Raw genomic sequence first — 14,230 nt, forward strand, 5'->3', positions numbered from 1 at the left:
ATGCAACATAAGTTACTGATTAACGGAGAACTGGTTAACGGCGAAGGGGAAAAACAGCCTGTCTATAATCCGGCAACGGGGGACGTTTTACTGGAGATTGCCGAGGCATCCGCAGAACAGGTGGATGCTGCTGTTCGCGCGGCAGATGCAGCATTTGCCGAATGGGGGCAAACCACGCCGAAAGCGCGTGCGGAATGCCTGCTGAAACTGGCTGATGTTATCGAAGAAAATGGTCAGGTTTTTGCCGAACTGGAGTCCCGTAATTGTGGCAAACCGCTGCATAGTGCGTTCAATGATGAAATCCCGGCGATTGTCGATGTCTTTCGCTTTTTCGCCGGGGCGGCGCGGTGTCTGAATGGTCTGGCAGCAGGTGAATATCTTGAAGGTCATACTTCGATGATCCGTCGCGATCCGTTGGGGGTCGTGGCTTCTATCGCACCGTGGAATTATCCGCTGATGATGGCAGCGTGGAAACTGGCTCCGGCGCTGGCGGCAGGGAACTGCGTAGTGCTTAAACCATCAGAAATTACCCCGCTGACAGCGTTGAAGCTGGCTGAACTGGCGAAAGATATCTTCCCGGCTGGCGTGATTAATGTGCTGTTTGGCAGAGGCAAAACAGTGGGCGATCCGCTGACCGGACATCCCAAAGTGCGGATGGTGTCGCTGACGGGTTCTATCGCCACTGGGGAACACATCATCAGCCATACCGCGCCGTCTATTAAGCGTACTCATATGGAGTTGGGTGGCAAAGCGCCAGTGATTGTTTTTGATGATGCTGATATTGAAGCAGTGGTCGAAGGTGTTCGCACTTTTGGCTATTACAATGCCGGACAGGATTGTACCGCGGCATGTCGGATCTACGCGCAAAAAGGGATTTACGATACGCTGGTAGAAAAACTCGGTGCTGCAGTGGCAACGTTAAAATCTGGTGCGCCGGATGACGAGTCCACAGAGCTTGGACCGTTAAGTTCGCTGGCACATCTCGAACGTGTCAGCAAGGCGGTAGAAGAGGCGAAAGAGACAGGGCACATCAAAGTGATCACGGGTGGTGAAAAGCGCAAGGGTAATGGTTATTACTATGCGCCGACGCTGCTGGCTGGCGCGTTACAGGACGATGCCATCGTGCAAAAAGAGGTATTTGGTCCGGTGGTGAGCGTGACGGCCTTTGACAATGAAGAACAGGTGGTGAACTGGGCGAATAACAGCCAGTACGGACTTGCATCTTCGGTATGGACTAAAGATGTGGGCAGGGCGCATCGTGTCAGCGCACGGCTGCAATATGGCTGTACCTGGGTCAATACCCATTTCATGCTGGTAAGTGAAATGCCGCACGGTGGGCAGAAACTTTCTGGTTACGGCAAGGATATGTCACTTTATGGGCTGGAGGATTACACCGTCGTCCGCCATGTCATGGTTAAACATTAAGAAAAATTATTAAACTGTTGGAGATGTGGATCAAACACACTGTCAGAGGTGGGAAATAGTCTCTGACAGTGTGTGCTGCAAAAAAGTTCAGCAGTCAGTAAAACCATCCAAATCTCAAAGAGATAAGAGCAAGAAGCCCTAACGCAGCAAAGACATTTATCATTACTACAGTTCTACTGGAAACATTCATTTTTGCTACCCCGTGTAATTACCACATTTTATATAGTACGGGTTCAGTTACCTTGCAATACAACAAATCGCTTAATCCATTAATTCTATCCGCTAAATAATTAGGCTCGCAGCAGATGTAACTTAAGCTGTAACGGGTATATGTGCTCAGGTTCATATCTGAGTTCGCTAATAATCACTTGATTCACATTAAATATGGGAGCATATTTCGCGCGTTACAACTTATGGCAGGATGCCCGGAATGACGATATTTCAAAAAATGCTAATTTTCTACGCTGTGATGGCGGTCATCTCTTCTATCATTACCTGGTTTCTCTCCCATGATAAAACGAGCATACGCCTGCTTAGTGCTTTTCTGGTAGGTATCACCTGGCCAATGAGCTTGCCTGTTGCACTTCTGTTTTCACTTTTTTAGCCATACGCTCCCACCCATGCTGAATATTCAGTGGGTGGGTTAAAGGCTTATTGTGGCTCGCTGGTTGGGGCGTCCTGGTATGGTGTGGCATTTGCAGGCGCATTGCCGCTGCTGGTACGTACATACAGAATTTTATGTGTGTCGTTGGCGCAATGGCCCACAACCTGAGAGTCAGGTTGATCAGCCTGATCATTAGGCACAATTGTTAGTGTGAAGTTTGCCTCCGGCACACCGTTATTGATGATACGTTGTGCGATATCACTCTTAATCCGTTCACACGATTCGGGCGCGGCTATAGCGGAAAATGCAGCTGTAAGCAGGGTAACAGCCACAATGCAATTTGCTCTTTTCATGTTCTACTCCTTTAATCAATATATTATGCAGATCATAGCATTTATCGTGTAAATTAATGTATTTGCTCTATTATTGATGCCTACCTTCTTGTTACTGCGTAAAAATGAAAAAACAATTATTACTGAGTGGGTTGTGTATAGTGCTTAGTGGTTGTGACAACGTCACACCATCGGTTTCTTTTGCTCCAGAAATGGCCAGTTTCTCTAATGAATTTGATTTTGACCCTTTGCGTGGTCCGGTGAAAACGTTCACGCAGACGCTGATAAGTGAAGAAGGTAAAGTCGAAAAACGTGTCAGTGGCACGCTTTCTGAAGAGGGCTGTTTTGATACTCTTGAGTTACTTGATCTTGAGCATAACTCGGTTGTGGCATTAATTCTGGATGCCAATTATTACCTTGATGCAGAAACACTGGAGAAAAAAATACGTTTGCAGGGGAATTGTCAGTTAGCTGAACTGCCTGCTGCCGGGCTGGTTTGGGAAATGAACGATAAAGAATTTCTTACGCGAGCCAGTGGTAAAAACATTCGCATTGAGTATCGTTACGATAACGAAGGCTACCCCATTGGAAAGACGTCTACTAAAGCAGAGACGGTTTTCGCAGTTAACCTGCAACCTTCAACCGATCCGTTAAAAAAACTCGATTACACCGCCCAACAAACCTTCAATGGCAAAGCCATCGGAAGCTCAAAACAATACTGTGATTATGACAAATTTGCTAATCCGGTCAGTTGTGAACTGGTAATGATTGATGAAAGTGTAAAACCGACAGTAGAGCGGCTTTACACCATCAAATATGATATTGAGTACTATTAAAAAGTTATTGCGCGGTAGGTTTCAATAGACTTGATCCCGGTTGCTTGTGCTCTGCCAGATACTGATGCTGGAAGATACACATTCGGATGGTATTGCGATATTCGCCATTGATAAAAAATTCATGAATAAGCTCTCCTTCGACCATAAAGCCCAGCTTACGGTAGATATGAATGGCTTTTTCATTCTCTTTATCAACAATCAGATAGAGCTTATACAGATTAAGTACAGTGAAACCATAATCCATCGCCAGCTTTGCCGCACGGGTGGCAAGCCCTTTACCCTGGTACTCAGGTGAAATAATGATCTGAAATTCTGCCCGCCGGTGGACGTGGTTAATCTCGACCAGTTCTACGATGCCTGCTTTTTCGCCATCACACTCAATGACAAAACGGCGTTCGCTTTGATCGTGAATATGCTTGTCATAAAGATCAGATAACTCCACAAAGGCTTCGTAAGGTTCCTCAAACCAGTAGCGCATAACACTGGCATTGTTATCGAGCTGGTGCACGTAACGCAAATCCTCACGCTCCAGAGGGCGTAACTTAACACTATGGGCGCTTGTCATTGTATGATATTCCTTTAACTTATTGATTTACTAGGGTGTGATAACGCGTCCTGTACGACGATCCAGGCAGCGCAGGGTATTAGGTTCCCAGTAGGCGTTAATGTTGCTGCTTTGCTCACATTTATCACGGTTATCAAATGCAGCGTCTGCCTTATCCCACTCTTTCTCAGTACGTTTATTCACTTTTTGCCGTAGCATTCGGGTATCATTCCATTGCTCTTTTTCCATACTGGCGTGCTGGCGGCTTTGGGCACTATCACCGGATTCGATGATCAACTTACTGGTTTCAGCCTGTACGGAGGAGGCAAGTACTACGCTACCTGCGAATACAGCACCGAGCAGAAATGGCAATTTGCCTGAAAGTATGTTCATGGTAACGTCCTGAGTTAGCAGAATAAATAATCACTATGAGTGCAATTAGTTTCATAATCTGTCGAAATCCAACCCGTTATCAGGTCAGAACATGTCGAATTATGATGACGTATCATAACTATACCAAATATAAATAAAGGAAAATGATGTTCAAAACCACATTGCTTTTTTTCATCACCGCACTTTGCGAGATCATTGGCTGTTTTCTTCCCTGGTTGTGGTTGAAACGTAATGGCAGTATATGGTTGTTGCTTCCGGCAGGAGTATCGCTGGCATTCTTTGTATGGTTGTTGACACTTCATCCTGCAGCGAGCGGTCGTGTCTATGCCGCCTACGGCGGTGTGTATGTTTGTACTGCTTTACTCTGGTTACGATTTATCGATGGCGTGAAACTGTCGCTTTATGACTGGTCCGGGGCATTAATTGCGCTCTGTGGCATGTTAATTATTGTTGCGGGATGGGGGCGCGCTTAAGCGCCTTTTTTGTGATCTATTAGTGCTTTTTTGATCATTATACTTGTATGGTAGTAGTTTAGTTGCGTAAATTCCCGGCATCTCCAGAACAGATGCAAGGAACAAATAATGAAGATTGTAGGGGCTGAAGTTTTTGTTACCTGTCCGGGACGTAACTTCGTCACGTTAAAAATTACCACCGAAGATGGCATTACCGGGCTGGGAGATGCGACGTTAAATGGGCGTGAGCTTTCAGTTGCTTCATATCTGAAAGATCATATTTGTCCGCAGCTTATCGGTCGTGATGCTCAACGAATTGAAGATATTTGGCAGTTTTTCTACAAAGGCGCTTACTGGCGTCGTGGACCAGTAACGATGTCAGCGATCTCGGCCGTGGACATGGCTCTTTGGGATATTAAAGCCAAAGCAGCCAACATGCCGTTATATCAATTACTGGGTGGCGCTTCCCGTGAAGGCGTAATGGTTTATTGCCATACCACGGGGCACACTGTCGATGATGTCCTGGAAGATTACGCTCGTCATCAGGAAATGGGCTTCAAAGCGATTCGCGTACAGTGCGGCGTACCCGGTATGAAAACTACCTATGGAATGTCGAAAGGTAAGGGGCTGGCTTACGAACCGGCAACAAAAGGACAGTGGCCGGAAGAGCAGTTGTGGTCTACAGAAAAATATCTCGATTTCACGCCAAAATTGTTTGAAGCCGTACGTAATAAATTTGGCTTTAATGAGCATCTGCTGCATGACATGCACCACCGTTTGACTCCGATAGAAGCCGCGCGCTTTGGTAAGAGCATTGAACAATATCGTCTGTTCTGGATGGAAGATCCGACACCAGCGGAAAATCAGGAGTGCTTCCGTCTTATTCGTCAGCACACCGTTACGCCTATTGCTGTGGGTGAGGTGTTTAACAGCATCTGGGATTGCAAGCAACTGATTGAAGAACAGCTTATTGATTACATCCGTGCCACATTGACACATGCGGGCGGTATCACCGGGATGCGGCGAATTGCCGATTTTGCTTCGCTCTATCAGGTGCGCACCGGTTCTCACGGACCTTCCGATCTCTCTCCAGTTTGCATGGCAGCTGCACTGCATTTCGATCTGTGGGTGCCTAACTTCGGCGTTCAGGAATACATGGGGTATTCAGAACAAATGCTTGAGGTATTCCCGCATAACTGGACGTTTGATAACGGCTATATGCATCCTGGTGACAAACCGGGCCTTGGCATTGAATTTGACGAAAAACTGGCAGCGAAATATCCATACGAACCTGCTTATTTGCCTGTTGCTCGTCTGGAAGACGGTACTCTGTGGAACTGGTAAGGAAGACGATGATGGTGAGTGTTGTAGTTGAAAAACCAGGCCAAATGTGTCTGGTAGAAAGTGTTAAATCTGAACCTAAAGCCGATGAGGTTTGCGTAAAGGTCGAATATGCAGGGATTTGTGGTTCAGATCTGCACATTTATCACGGGGCTAATCCATTTGCAGTTTATCCACGCATTGTTGGTCACGAATTTGTGGGTACGATAATCCAGGTTGGCGAGAATATCGATCCGCTGCGTATAGGCGAGCGAGTCGTGGTCGATCCGGTCATTAGCTGCGGTCATTGCTACCCGTGCTCAATTGGGCGACCAAATGTCTGTGAAAGCCTCAATGTATTGGGTGTTCATCGCGATGGCGGCTTTACTGAATATACATGTGTACCGGCAACAAATGCTTATCCGGTGCCTGAAGATATTCCGGCAAATATAGCTGTAACAATCGAACCTTATGCCGTCGCAGCCAACGTAACAAATCGTACTGGCGTTTATCCTACCGATATTGCACTGGTTTATGGAGCAGGCCCGGCGGGGATGACGATAATTGATGTGTTACGTAATGTCTGGCAAATTCCAGTGATTGTGGTTGATCAGCGTGAAGATCGACTGGAAAGTGCACGTCGTTGTGGTGCGACGTATACTTTCAATAACCGGAACGGTTCATTACGTGAATATCTGGCAAGTGAAAAAATTACGCCAACGTTAATTATCGATGCGGTATGTCATCCATCCATCCTTGAAGAGGCCGTTACGCTAATTTTCTCTGCAGGACGAATCGGTCTTTTAGGTTTTTCTGCGACGCCGTCCGCAATAGCGCAACAAGAATTAACACGTCGTGAGTTAACCCTCTATTCATCGCGATTAAATTGTCGTATGTTCCCTACGGTTATCGAATGGATGCAACATAATCTAATTCACCCGGAGAATATTACAAGTCACGTTTTTGATATTCACCATGTGGACGAAGCCTTTAAACTTATAGAGTCCCAACAAGAAGGTCTTTGCAAAGTATTATTAAAGTTTCCCGAATCCTGACCCTCATTTATAAAAACAACTGTACCTACAAGGAACATAGATCATGGAAAAGAAAAAACTGTCACTGGCTCTTTGTACGCTGTTTGGCGGGTTATTAAGTTTTTCTGCATATGCGGCTGATGTCACGTTAAAATTAGGTCACCCTGTTAACGAAGAGCATAGTTGGCATAAAGCGTCGCTTAAATTTGCTGAACTGGTAAAGCAAAAGACAAATGATGCAGTTGAAGTAAAAATTTATCCTAACGAATCATTAGGTAAAGAGATGGATATTATCAACGCTATCCAGTTGGGGAGTGTTGATATGACCATCACAGGGGAGTCATTACAAAACTGGGCTCCTTCTGCGGCATTACTGGCAGTGCCTTATATGATTACATCTTCTGAACAAATGGAAAAAATAGTTAATGGGGAAGTCGGCGCGCAAATATCAAAAGATATTGAAGAACGCGTGAAACTGAAAACTATTGCCTGGTTCGAACGTGGCCCGCGTAATTTGACCTCTAACCGTCCGATCACGAATCCACAAGAGTTAAAAGGGCTGACTCTGCGCTTACCTAACGTACCGATGTTCATCAGCGTATGGAAAGATTTAGGCGCGCAGCCGACACCAATGGCATTCTCAGAAGTGTTTACTGGGCTGCAACAGGGCGTCATTGAGGGGCAAGAAAACCCCTTATCTATGATCATGAGCGGTAGTTTCTTTGAAGTGCAGAAATACCTTAACCGGACTGAGCACGTTCGTAGTTGGATCTATCTGACAATGGGCAGCAAAAAGTTCAACAAGCTGAAGCCTGAATATCAGCAAGCTATTCTGGATGCAGGCAAAGAAGCTCAGGCTTACGAGCATGAGTTATATCTCCAGGATGAAGAAAAATTAGTTGAAGCTCTGCAAGCGAAAGGGATGACACTGGTTGATGTTCATCAGAATGAATTTGCTAAAATAGCAAACGAGTCAGTCGAAAAATCAATAAATCCGCAAATCAAGCCTCTTTACGAAAAAGCTCGCGCAACAAAATAACATTAAATGGGGGAGTCGCTTCCCCCTTTTTTGAGCTACAGGGGTTCGGATATGTTTAATAAGCTTTATAGCTATATAGAAAAGATCTATTTAATTATTGGCACAGTTTTGTTAACTGCGCTCATTGGTGTTGTATTGCTCCAGGTTATATCTCGTCCATTACCTATTAGTTCTCCGGCATGGACAGAAGAGGCGGCACGATTTCTTTTAGTATATGTAGTTGCATTTGGCTGTGCATTGGCTACCGGTAAGCGCGAATTAGTCAATGTTGATTTGGTGATAAGTATGCTTTCACCAACATTAAGAAAAGGTCTGGTGCTTATTATTGATCTCGTCATTCTTACCTGCTCAATAACGCTAATGATCAATTCCGTTGAATATGTAGAAAGTACCATGTGGCGCATGGCAACCACGCTGCCTATTTCTCAGGCATGGGTGACAGCCTCGGTCATTATAATCACTGCCAATATGTCTCTTTTTACCTTATTCAATCTGATTCGGGATTTTACGCCGCAAGAGCGGAAATAGAATTATCTAACGTGAGAACAGCGCATGAATCCGACTATTGGTCTGTTTGTGATTTTCTTTGTTTCACTTATGCTGGGTGTGCCGGTTATTTTCTCCCTGGCGTTATCTTCAATCTTCTATTTACTGGTTACCGATATGGGACTCGCCATTATGGCGAATCAGTTCTTTAGCGGCATGGACTCGTTTGTACTGCTCTGTATCCCCGGCTTTCTGCTGGCTGGTGGGTTAATGAACGGTGGCGGCATAACTGATCGTATTGTTTCTTTCAGTAATGCCTGGCTTGGTCATATTCGTGGCGGCCTGGCTATGGCCAACGTAAGTGGCTCAATGATTTTTGCTGGAATTTCAGGCACAGCGGTATCGGAAGCCGCGAGTATCGGTTCGGTTATGATCCCAGCCATGAAACGCAGCGGGTACGACGCACCGTTTTCGGGGGCAATTACGGCTGTAGCCTCGACGGTTGGACCGATCATCCCTCCCAGCGTACCAATGATTATCGTCGGCACGTTAACGGGTTTGTCCGTGGGTAAACTGTTTATTGCAGGTGCTGTACCCGGTTTACTGATGGGCGCAACGATGGCGGGTATTGCGTGGTATCTGGCACGTAAGCGTGGGTATCCAAAGGGGGAGAAGGCATCATTCCGTGAGCGTCTGCGCGCTACCCGTGGTGCTATTTGGGCAATCCTGATGCCGGTTATGATCATCGGTGGCCTGGTCACTGGACTGTTTACACCGACAGAAGCATCTGTATTTGCAGTAGTTTTCTCGCTGATCGTCGGCTTTTTCGTCTATGGCGATCTGACCGTGAATAAATTCATGGGCTGCATGATGGAAAGTATCAGCGGTACGGCAGGTATCCTGATGCTGGTGGGGTTCGCTAACGTTTTTGCCTGGATCCTGACTTCAGAAGGGATTCCACAGCAAATTGCAGATGGCATGTTATCCATTACTGATAACAAGTATGTGTTAATTCTGATGATTAACCTGCTGCTGTTGTTAGTCGGGATGTTTATGGAAACCATCGCCGCGTTACTTATTCTGTTTACTCCTTTACTTTCTGTCGCTACCGCCATCGGTATGGACCCAATCCACTTCGCAGTAATGATGGTAATGAACCTGGTTATCGGCTTAACGACGCCGCCAGTCGGTGTGTGCCTTTTCGTCTCACAGGGGATTGCTCGTGTCTCCTTAGGGGAGATCAGTAGAGCGGTTATTCCGTTCATTACCGGAAATATCATTTTGCTCTTTATGGTTTCTTATATTCCAGGTCTTTCGCTGTGGCTCCCGGCGCTGTTAGGTATGAAATAAGCGGCCATTAAGTTGAGTCTGAATAATTCGTGTCTAACACGTTGTAAAAGGAATTTAGTATGAAGATAAATAAAATATCAGCGCTTAGTAAACTGGCTTGTCTTTTACCTTTATTGATGGTTGGCGCAAGTTTTGCTGCTGAGTCTTTAAATGTCAGCACCTCGCTTTCGCCGGATGATCCTATTTATAAAGGCTTACAAAGTTTCAAAAAAGGCGTTGAAAGCCGTACCAATGGCGAAGTCAAAATTAAGCTCTTTTCCAGCGGTCAGCTAGGCGCAGATAACGAACTCTTACAGCACGCGCAGGCAGGAAGCAATGTCGGGGTGGTGGTTGACGGCGCTCGTCTGGCACAGTTTGTGCCAGAGTTTGCCATTATTCCCGCACCGTTTGTCTTCAAAGACTACACGACGCTGAAAAAATTTATCAGCAGCCCGGTGTTTTCACAATGGAGCGAGCGAATGTCCAGCAAGTCCGGGCTGACGCCACTTTCATTTAACTGGTATCAAGGGGCGCGGATGCTGGTTACGCAAAAACCTGTCAGCAAACCGTCAGATCTTAACGGTGTGCGCGTTCGCGCTTTGGAAGCGCCGGTAACTATTGAAACCATAAAATGTATGGGAGGCTCTCCAACACCACTTTCCTGGTCTGAAATCTATTCTTCAATTCAGACCGGGGTCGTGGATGCCGCTGAGGCTCAGCCGACTGCGGTTTACGGTTCAAAGTTATATGAAATTACTAAGCACATAACAAAAACCAACCATATTCATTTAATGACCGGAATTATTGTTTCACAGAAATGGCTCTCCAGCCTGACAGCGGAACAACAAACCATTTTGCGTGAAGAAGCACAGAAAAATGGTGATATTGCCTCTGAAAATACCATTCAGGCTGGCGATAAAATGTTAGATGAAATGGCGAAAAAAGGGATGACGATTTCCGAGGTTGATACTCAACCTTTCATTGATGGATGCCGTTATGTACCTGAAAAGCTTGGCTTAAGCGAAGCATACAAACAAGTTAATTCAATAATTAATTAAATAATATAAGCAGAGTTTCGGCTCTGCTTCTTTGTTTGGGGTGCTTGAATGAAATATTTCCGCAAGACCGAACTTGTCCTTGCTCGTCTTGGTTTAATTGCTATTGTTTTAATTATTTTGCTTGGGGGCATTAGTCGTAGTATCGGTCATCCGGTAATCTGGTCGCTGGAGATAGCGATGGTACTTTTTGCCTGGGTTAGTATGTTTGCCATTGATTATGCTTTTCAGACTCGCAGGCATATTGGCATCGATGCACTTACAAATTTATTCCCCCCACACTTACAGCGATTGTGCCTTTGGTTTAATGAAATATGTATTCTCGGATTTCTCTTTTGTGGCGTCTGGTACGGTTTTAACTTCACCTGGACGACACACAACCAGGTTCTGCCCGTTACTGAAATATCACTTGCCTGGCTGAACAGTGCTGTGCCAACGGGGTGTTTGTTAATGGTGGTGACGTCACTGTCATTTATCTTGCAGGGATGTCGGGAGAAAACTGCTGTCGTTCAGGAGGAAACATGTTAATAGCCGTCATTATATTTGTGGTATTACTTTGTATAGGTATGCCTGTAGGAATGGTTATTGCTATCTCCAGCCTGAGTTATTTTTTTACCGCCGATTTTTTACCCATCGGTATAGCCTTTCAAAAATTTTCTGCACCAACACAATCATTTCCCATTCTGGCAACGCCACTCTTTTTATTAGTCGGCAACTTACTCAATAAATCGGGGGTAACCGGACGTTTGCTTGATTTTGCTCGTGTGATATCTGGCTGGATGATTGGTGGACTGGCACAAATCAACGTATTACTGGCGTGTCTGTTGGGGGGCGTTTCGGGGTCAGCAACGGCAGACGCCGCGATGCAGGCGAGGGTACTTGGTTTACCCATGGTAGCCAGGGGTTATCCGAAAGCATTTAGTGCTGTAGTCATCGCCTTTAGTTCGCTAATTACTGCCACTATCCCGCCCAGTATTTTGATGATCCTGTATGGTTTTGTAGGCAACGTCTCCATCGGCAAATTGTTTATGGCGGGTATTTTTCCTGGGCTACTGTTAACAGCAATACTGATGCTGACGAATTATCTTCTGGCGCGAAAAATGAATATCAAGCCAGAGACGGCTTCGTTGCCTGGTCGCCAGGAAGTGTGGCGTAGTTTTAAAGAGAGTTTTTGGGCACTGATGTTTCCGGTGGTATTGATTGTCGTAATTCGCCTGGGGATTTTCACTACTACAGAAGCTGGCGCGTTTATTGTCTTGTACTCGTTTATTATTGGTCGCTACATCTATAAGGCACTGGATAACGCAGTGTTGTGGGAAGTCCTGAAAGAAACCATTAATGATGTCGGCGTTGTAATGCTGTTAATTATGTCGGCAGCCATTCTCGGCCATATCACCATTCTGGACCAGATCCCGCAACAACTTGCAGAAACGATCCTTGCTTTTACAGAGAATAAATATGGCATCCTGTTTTTGCTCCTTGCGCTAATAGCGGTTGCAGGAATGTTATTTGATGGCAGTGTGATTATTCTGCTATTAACGCCCATTTTGCTCCCTATTGCCATTGAGGCTGGATTTGATCCTATCCATTTCGGCATGATTTTTGTGGTACTGACTCTGCTGGGTGCCAATACCCCACCGGTTGGCATATGTATGTACACCGTGTGTGGCATTTTAAATTGCAGCTCTGTCGCGTTTGTCCGAGCGTCCATCCCGTATTTAATCGCATTTTTATCTTTCATCATTCTGTTGGTGATATTTCCGCAGATAGCGTTGTTCTTACCTTCGCTATTGATGTAAGTCCAGAACTCACTGCTACGTTATTCCTTGCGGATAAGTAGCGGTTTTTTATTCACACTATGATTGGAATTAACAGGTCTTCTTATGGAAAACAGACTATTAAACGCCAGGGCTACACTTCCCGGTTATGACCGCGCAAAGCTGGTTCCACGGATTGTTCATTTAGGATTTGGCGCTTTTCACCGGGCGCATCAGGCCGTATATACCGATATTCTGGCGAGTGAACACGGTAGTGACTGGGGATTTCATGAAGTCAACCTGATCGGTGGTGAGCAGCAGATAGCAGATCTTAAACAACAGGATAACCTGTATACCGTGGCTGAAATGTCTGCTGACAACTGGACTGCACGGGTTGTTGGCGTTGTTAAAAACGCACTTCATGCGCAGGTAGATGGCCTGGAAAGTGTGCTGGCCGTGATGTGTGAACCACAAGTAGCGATTGTGTCCCTGACCATTACCGAGAAAGGTTATTGTCATTCCCCGGCAACAGGGGAATTAATGCTGGATCACCCGATGATCGTGGCAGATCTGCATAACCCGACACAACCGAAAACGGCGCCAGGCATTGTGGTCGAAGCACTGGCACGCCGTAAATCTGCAGGGCTGTCTGCTTTTACGGTGATGTCCTGTGACAATATGCCAGAAAATGGTCATGTGATGCGCAATGTTATCCTCACTTATGCCAGAGCATTGAACAGTGAGCTTGCCAGATGGATTGAGCAACATGTCACTTTCCCATCGACCATGGTTGACCGTATTGTTCCGGCAGTTACTCACGAGAGTCTGGACAAAATAACGCAGTTAACGGGGGTCAGTGATCCGGCTGCTGTTGCCTGCGAACCTTTCCGCCAGTGGGTGATCGAAGATAATTTTGTTGCCGGGCGTCCTGGATGGGAAAAAGCAGGGGCAGAACTGGTATCCAATGTTCTTCCTTATGAAGAAATGAAACTGCGTATGCTAAACGGTAGCCACTCTTTCCTGGCGTATCTTGGGTATCTGGCAGGTTATCAGCATATTAACGATTGTATGGCTGATGAGAATTACCGCCTGGCGGCACATTCACTTATGCTCCATGAGCAAGCGCCGACGTTAAAAGTACAGGGTGTTGATTTAGGTAAGTACGCGGATTCCTTAATTGCGCGTTACAGCAATCCGGCATTACGCCATCGGACATGGCAGATTGCCATGGATGGCAGCCAGAAGCTGCCGCAGAGAATGCTGGATTCAGTACGCTGGCATCTTGCCCATAATAGTGAATTTGATTTACTGGCGTTAGGTGTTGCAGCATGGATGCGCTATGTCGGCGGTGTGGACGAGCAGGGAAATGCGATTGAAGTGAGTGATCCGCTATTACCGTTGCTGCAGAAAGCGGTGGCTGGCAGTAAAGAAGGTGAAGAACGCGTTAAGGCCTTGTTTGCGATAGAAGCGATCTTTGGTGCGGAATTACCAAAAGTAACAGCTTTCACTGCTAAAGTTAGCGCGGCATATCAATTGCTTCTGGCAGAAGGTGCAAAGGTCGCGGTGGCAAAATACGCGGCAAAACTAAAGTAATTTGAACGACATATCAGGCCTGCAAACTCGT

Annotated in this window: 17 protein-coding genes; 13 read left to right on the forward strand and 4 right to left on the reverse strand. The window is 46.0% G+C overall.

Features of this window, described 5'->3' with window-relative positions:
• Nucleotides 1-1,425 (forward strand): aminobutyraldehyde dehydrogenase, encoded by a 1,425-nt coding sequence (patD, locus tag K0335_RS02615; protein ID WP_001163851.1) that lies wholly within the window; start codon nt 1-3, stop codon nt 1,423-1,425.
• Nucleotides 1,426-1,519: 94 nt separating this feature from the next.
• On the opposite strand, the gene yncL is transcribed toward patD, so the two are convergent.
• A complete protein-coding gene (gene yncL / locus K0335_RS02620; protein WP_071821795.1) occupies nt 1,520-1,615 on the reverse strand; it encodes a stress response membrane protein YncL in 96 nt (31 codons plus the stop codon).
• 240 nt (nt 1,616-1,855) lie between these two features.
• Here yncL and K0335_RS02625 point away from each other — a divergent pair, with 240 nt between their 5' ends.
• On the forward strand, nt 1,856-2,029 hold the full coding sequence (locus K0335_RS02625; RefSeq protein WP_002431543.1) for a GhoT/OrtT family toxin: 174 nt from the start codon (nt 1,856-1,858) through the stop codon (nt 2,027-2,029).
• Nucleotides 2,030-2,076: 47 nt separating this feature from the next.
• Here K0335_RS02625 and K0335_RS02630 read toward each other — a convergent pair whose 3' ends face one another.
• Nucleotides 2,077-2,382 carry a DUF1161 domain-containing protein gene (locus tag K0335_RS02630; protein ID WP_000816974.1) on the reverse strand — a complete coding sequence of 102 codons (306 nt, stop codon included), beginning with the start codon at nt 2,380-2,382 and terminating at the stop codon, nt 2,077-2,079.
• 104 nt (nt 2,383-2,486) lie between these two features.
• Between K0335_RS02630 and K0335_RS02635 the strand changes: the two genes are divergently transcribed.
• On the forward strand, nt 2,487-3,197 hold the full coding sequence (locus K0335_RS02635; protein WP_000744404.1) for a YnfC family lipoprotein: 711 nt from the start codon (nt 2,487-2,489) through the stop codon (nt 3,195-3,197).
• A gap of 4 nt (nt 3,198-3,201) precedes the next feature.
• Here K0335_RS02635 and speG read toward each other — a convergent pair whose 3' ends face one another.
• Both speG and K0335_RS02645 read right to left on the reverse strand, forming a co-directional pair.
• Nucleotides 3,202-3,762, reverse strand: coding sequence for a spermidine N1-acetyltransferase (gene speG, locus K0335_RS02640; protein ID WP_000199500.1), 561 nt, complete (start codon nt 3,760-3,762; stop codon nt 3,202-3,204).
• A 30-nt stretch (nt 3,763-3,792) separates the two neighbouring features.
• Nucleotides 3,793-4,134, reverse strand: a complete 342-nt coding sequence (locus K0335_RS02645) for a DUF1283 family protein (protein WP_001024042.1) — start codon at nt 4,132-4,134, stop codon at nt 3,793-3,795.
• Nucleotides 4,135-4,280: 146 nt separating this feature from the next.
• Between K0335_RS02645 and K0335_RS02650 the strand changes: the two genes are divergently transcribed.
• From K0335_RS02650 to K0335_RS02695, 10 genes are all read left to right on the forward strand, one after another.
• Nucleotides 4,281-4,607, forward strand: coding sequence for a YnfA family protein (locus tag K0335_RS02650; RefSeq protein WP_000477371.1), 327 nt, complete (start codon nt 4,281-4,283; stop codon nt 4,605-4,607).
• Nucleotides 4,608-4,715: 108 nt separating this feature from the next.
• Nucleotides 4,716-5,930: a starvation-sensing protein RspA gene (gene rspA / locus K0335_RS02655; RefSeq protein ID WP_104919756.1), complete on the forward strand. Its 1,215-nt coding sequence runs from the start codon at nt 4,716-4,718 to the stop codon at nt 5,928-5,930.
• An 11-nt stretch (nt 5,931-5,941) separates the two neighbouring features.
• Nucleotides 5,942-6,961 carry a Zn-dependent oxidoreductase gene (locus tag K0335_RS02660; protein WP_231825768.1) on the forward strand — a complete coding sequence of 340 codons (1,020 nt, stop codon included), beginning with the start codon at nt 5,942-5,944 and terminating at the stop codon, nt 6,959-6,961.
• A gap of 43 nt (nt 6,962-7,004) precedes the next feature.
• Nucleotides 7,005-7,979: a TRAP transporter substrate-binding protein gene (locus K0335_RS02665; RefSeq protein ID WP_000412294.1), complete on the forward strand. Its 975-nt coding sequence runs from the start codon at nt 7,005-7,007 to the stop codon at nt 7,977-7,979.
• A gap of 51 nt (nt 7,980-8,030) precedes the next feature.
• A complete protein-coding gene (locus tag K0335_RS02670) occupies nt 8,031-8,507 on the forward strand; it encodes a TRAP transporter small permease (protein ID WP_104919758.1) in 477 nt (158 codons plus the stop codon).
• Between the two features lie 24 nt (nt 8,508-8,531).
• Entirely contained in the window at nt 8,532-9,815 is a 1,284-nt protein-coding gene (locus K0335_RS02675; RefSeq protein ID WP_001070127.1) for a TRAP transporter large permease, read from the forward strand.
• A gap of 59 nt (nt 9,816-9,874) precedes the next feature.
• Nucleotides 9,875-10,852 (forward strand): C4-dicarboxylate TRAP transporter substrate-binding protein, encoded by a 978-nt coding sequence (locus tag K0335_RS02680; protein WP_046080936.1) that lies wholly within the window; start codon nt 9,875-9,877, stop codon nt 10,850-10,852.
• 48 nt (nt 10,853-10,900) lie between these two features.
• Entirely contained in the window at nt 10,901-11,377 is a 477-nt protein-coding gene (locus K0335_RS02685; RefSeq protein WP_046082342.1) for a TRAP transporter small permease, read from the forward strand.
• Entirely contained in the window at nt 11,371-12,648 is a 1,278-nt protein-coding gene (locus tag K0335_RS02690; protein WP_104919759.1) for a TRAP transporter large permease, read from the forward strand. Before K0335_RS02685 ends, K0335_RS02690 begins: the two co-directional genes overlap by 7 nt.
• 84 nt (nt 12,649-12,732) lie before the next feature.
• Nucleotides 12,733-14,199, forward strand: coding sequence for a mannitol dehydrogenase family protein (locus K0335_RS02695; RefSeq protein WP_104919760.1), 1,467 nt, complete (start codon nt 12,733-12,735; stop codon nt 14,197-14,199).
• Nucleotides 14,200-14,230 lie beyond the last annotated feature (31 nt).

This window comes from Escherichia sp. GZ89 (assembly GCF_019366485.1).
Lineage (GTDB): Bacteria > Pseudomonadota > Gammaproteobacteria > Enterobacterales > Enterobacteriaceae > Escherichia > Escherichia fergusonii.

Coding starts and splice junctions, on each gene's coding strand:
- patD (WP_001163851.1), top strand. CDS start 1: ATGCAACATAAGTTACTGATTAACGGAGAACTGGTTAACGGCGAAGGG.
- yncL (WP_071821795.1), bottom strand. CDS start 1,615: ATGAATGTTTCCAGTAGAACTGTAGTAATGATAAATGTCTTTGCTGCG.
- K0335_RS02625 (WP_002431543.1), top strand. CDS start 1,856: ATGACGATATTTCAAAAAATGCTAATTTTCTACGCTGTGATGGCGGTC.
- K0335_RS02630 (WP_000816974.1), bottom strand. CDS start 2,382: ATGAAAAGAGCAAATTGCATTGTGGCTGTTACCCTGCTTACAGCTGCA.
- K0335_RS02635 (WP_000744404.1), top strand. CDS start 2,487: ATGAAAAAACAATTATTACTGAGTGGGTTGTGTATAGTGCTTAGTGGT.
- speG (WP_000199500.1), bottom strand. CDS start 3,762: ATGACAAGCGCCCATAGTGTTAAGTTACGCCCTCTGGAGCGTGAGGAT.
- K0335_RS02645 (WP_001024042.1), bottom strand. CDS start 4,134: ATGAACATACTTTCAGGCAAATTGCCATTTCTGCTCGGTGCTGTATTC.
- K0335_RS02650 (WP_000477371.1), top strand. CDS start 4,281: ATGTTCAAAACCACATTGCTTTTTTTCATCACCGCACTTTGCGAGATC.
- rspA (WP_104919756.1), top strand. CDS start 4,716: ATGAAGATTGTAGGGGCTGAAGTTTTTGTTACCTGTCCGGGACGTAAC.
- K0335_RS02660 (WP_231825768.1), top strand. CDS start 5,942: ATGGTGAGTGTTGTAGTTGAAAAACCAGGCCAAATGTGTCTGGTAGAA.
- K0335_RS02665 (WP_000412294.1), top strand. CDS start 7,005: ATGGAAAAGAAAAAACTGTCACTGGCTCTTTGTACGCTGTTTGGCGGG.
- K0335_RS02670 (WP_104919758.1), top strand. CDS start 8,031: ATGTTTAATAAGCTTTATAGCTATATAGAAAAGATCTATTTAATTATT.
- K0335_RS02675 (WP_001070127.1), top strand. CDS start 8,532: ATGAATCCGACTATTGGTCTGTTTGTGATTTTCTTTGTTTCACTTATG.
- K0335_RS02680 (WP_046080936.1), top strand. CDS start 9,875: ATGAAGATAAATAAAATATCAGCGCTTAGTAAACTGGCTTGTCTTTTA.
- K0335_RS02685 (WP_046082342.1), top strand. CDS start 10,901: ATGAAATATTTCCGCAAGACCGAACTTGTCCTTGCTCGTCTTGGTTTA.
- K0335_RS02690 (WP_104919759.1), top strand. CDS start 11,371: ATGTTAATAGCCGTCATTATATTTGTGGTATTACTTTGTATAGGTATG.
- K0335_RS02695 (WP_104919760.1), top strand. CDS start 12,733: ATGGAAAACAGACTATTAAACGCCAGGGCTACACTTCCCGGTTATGAC.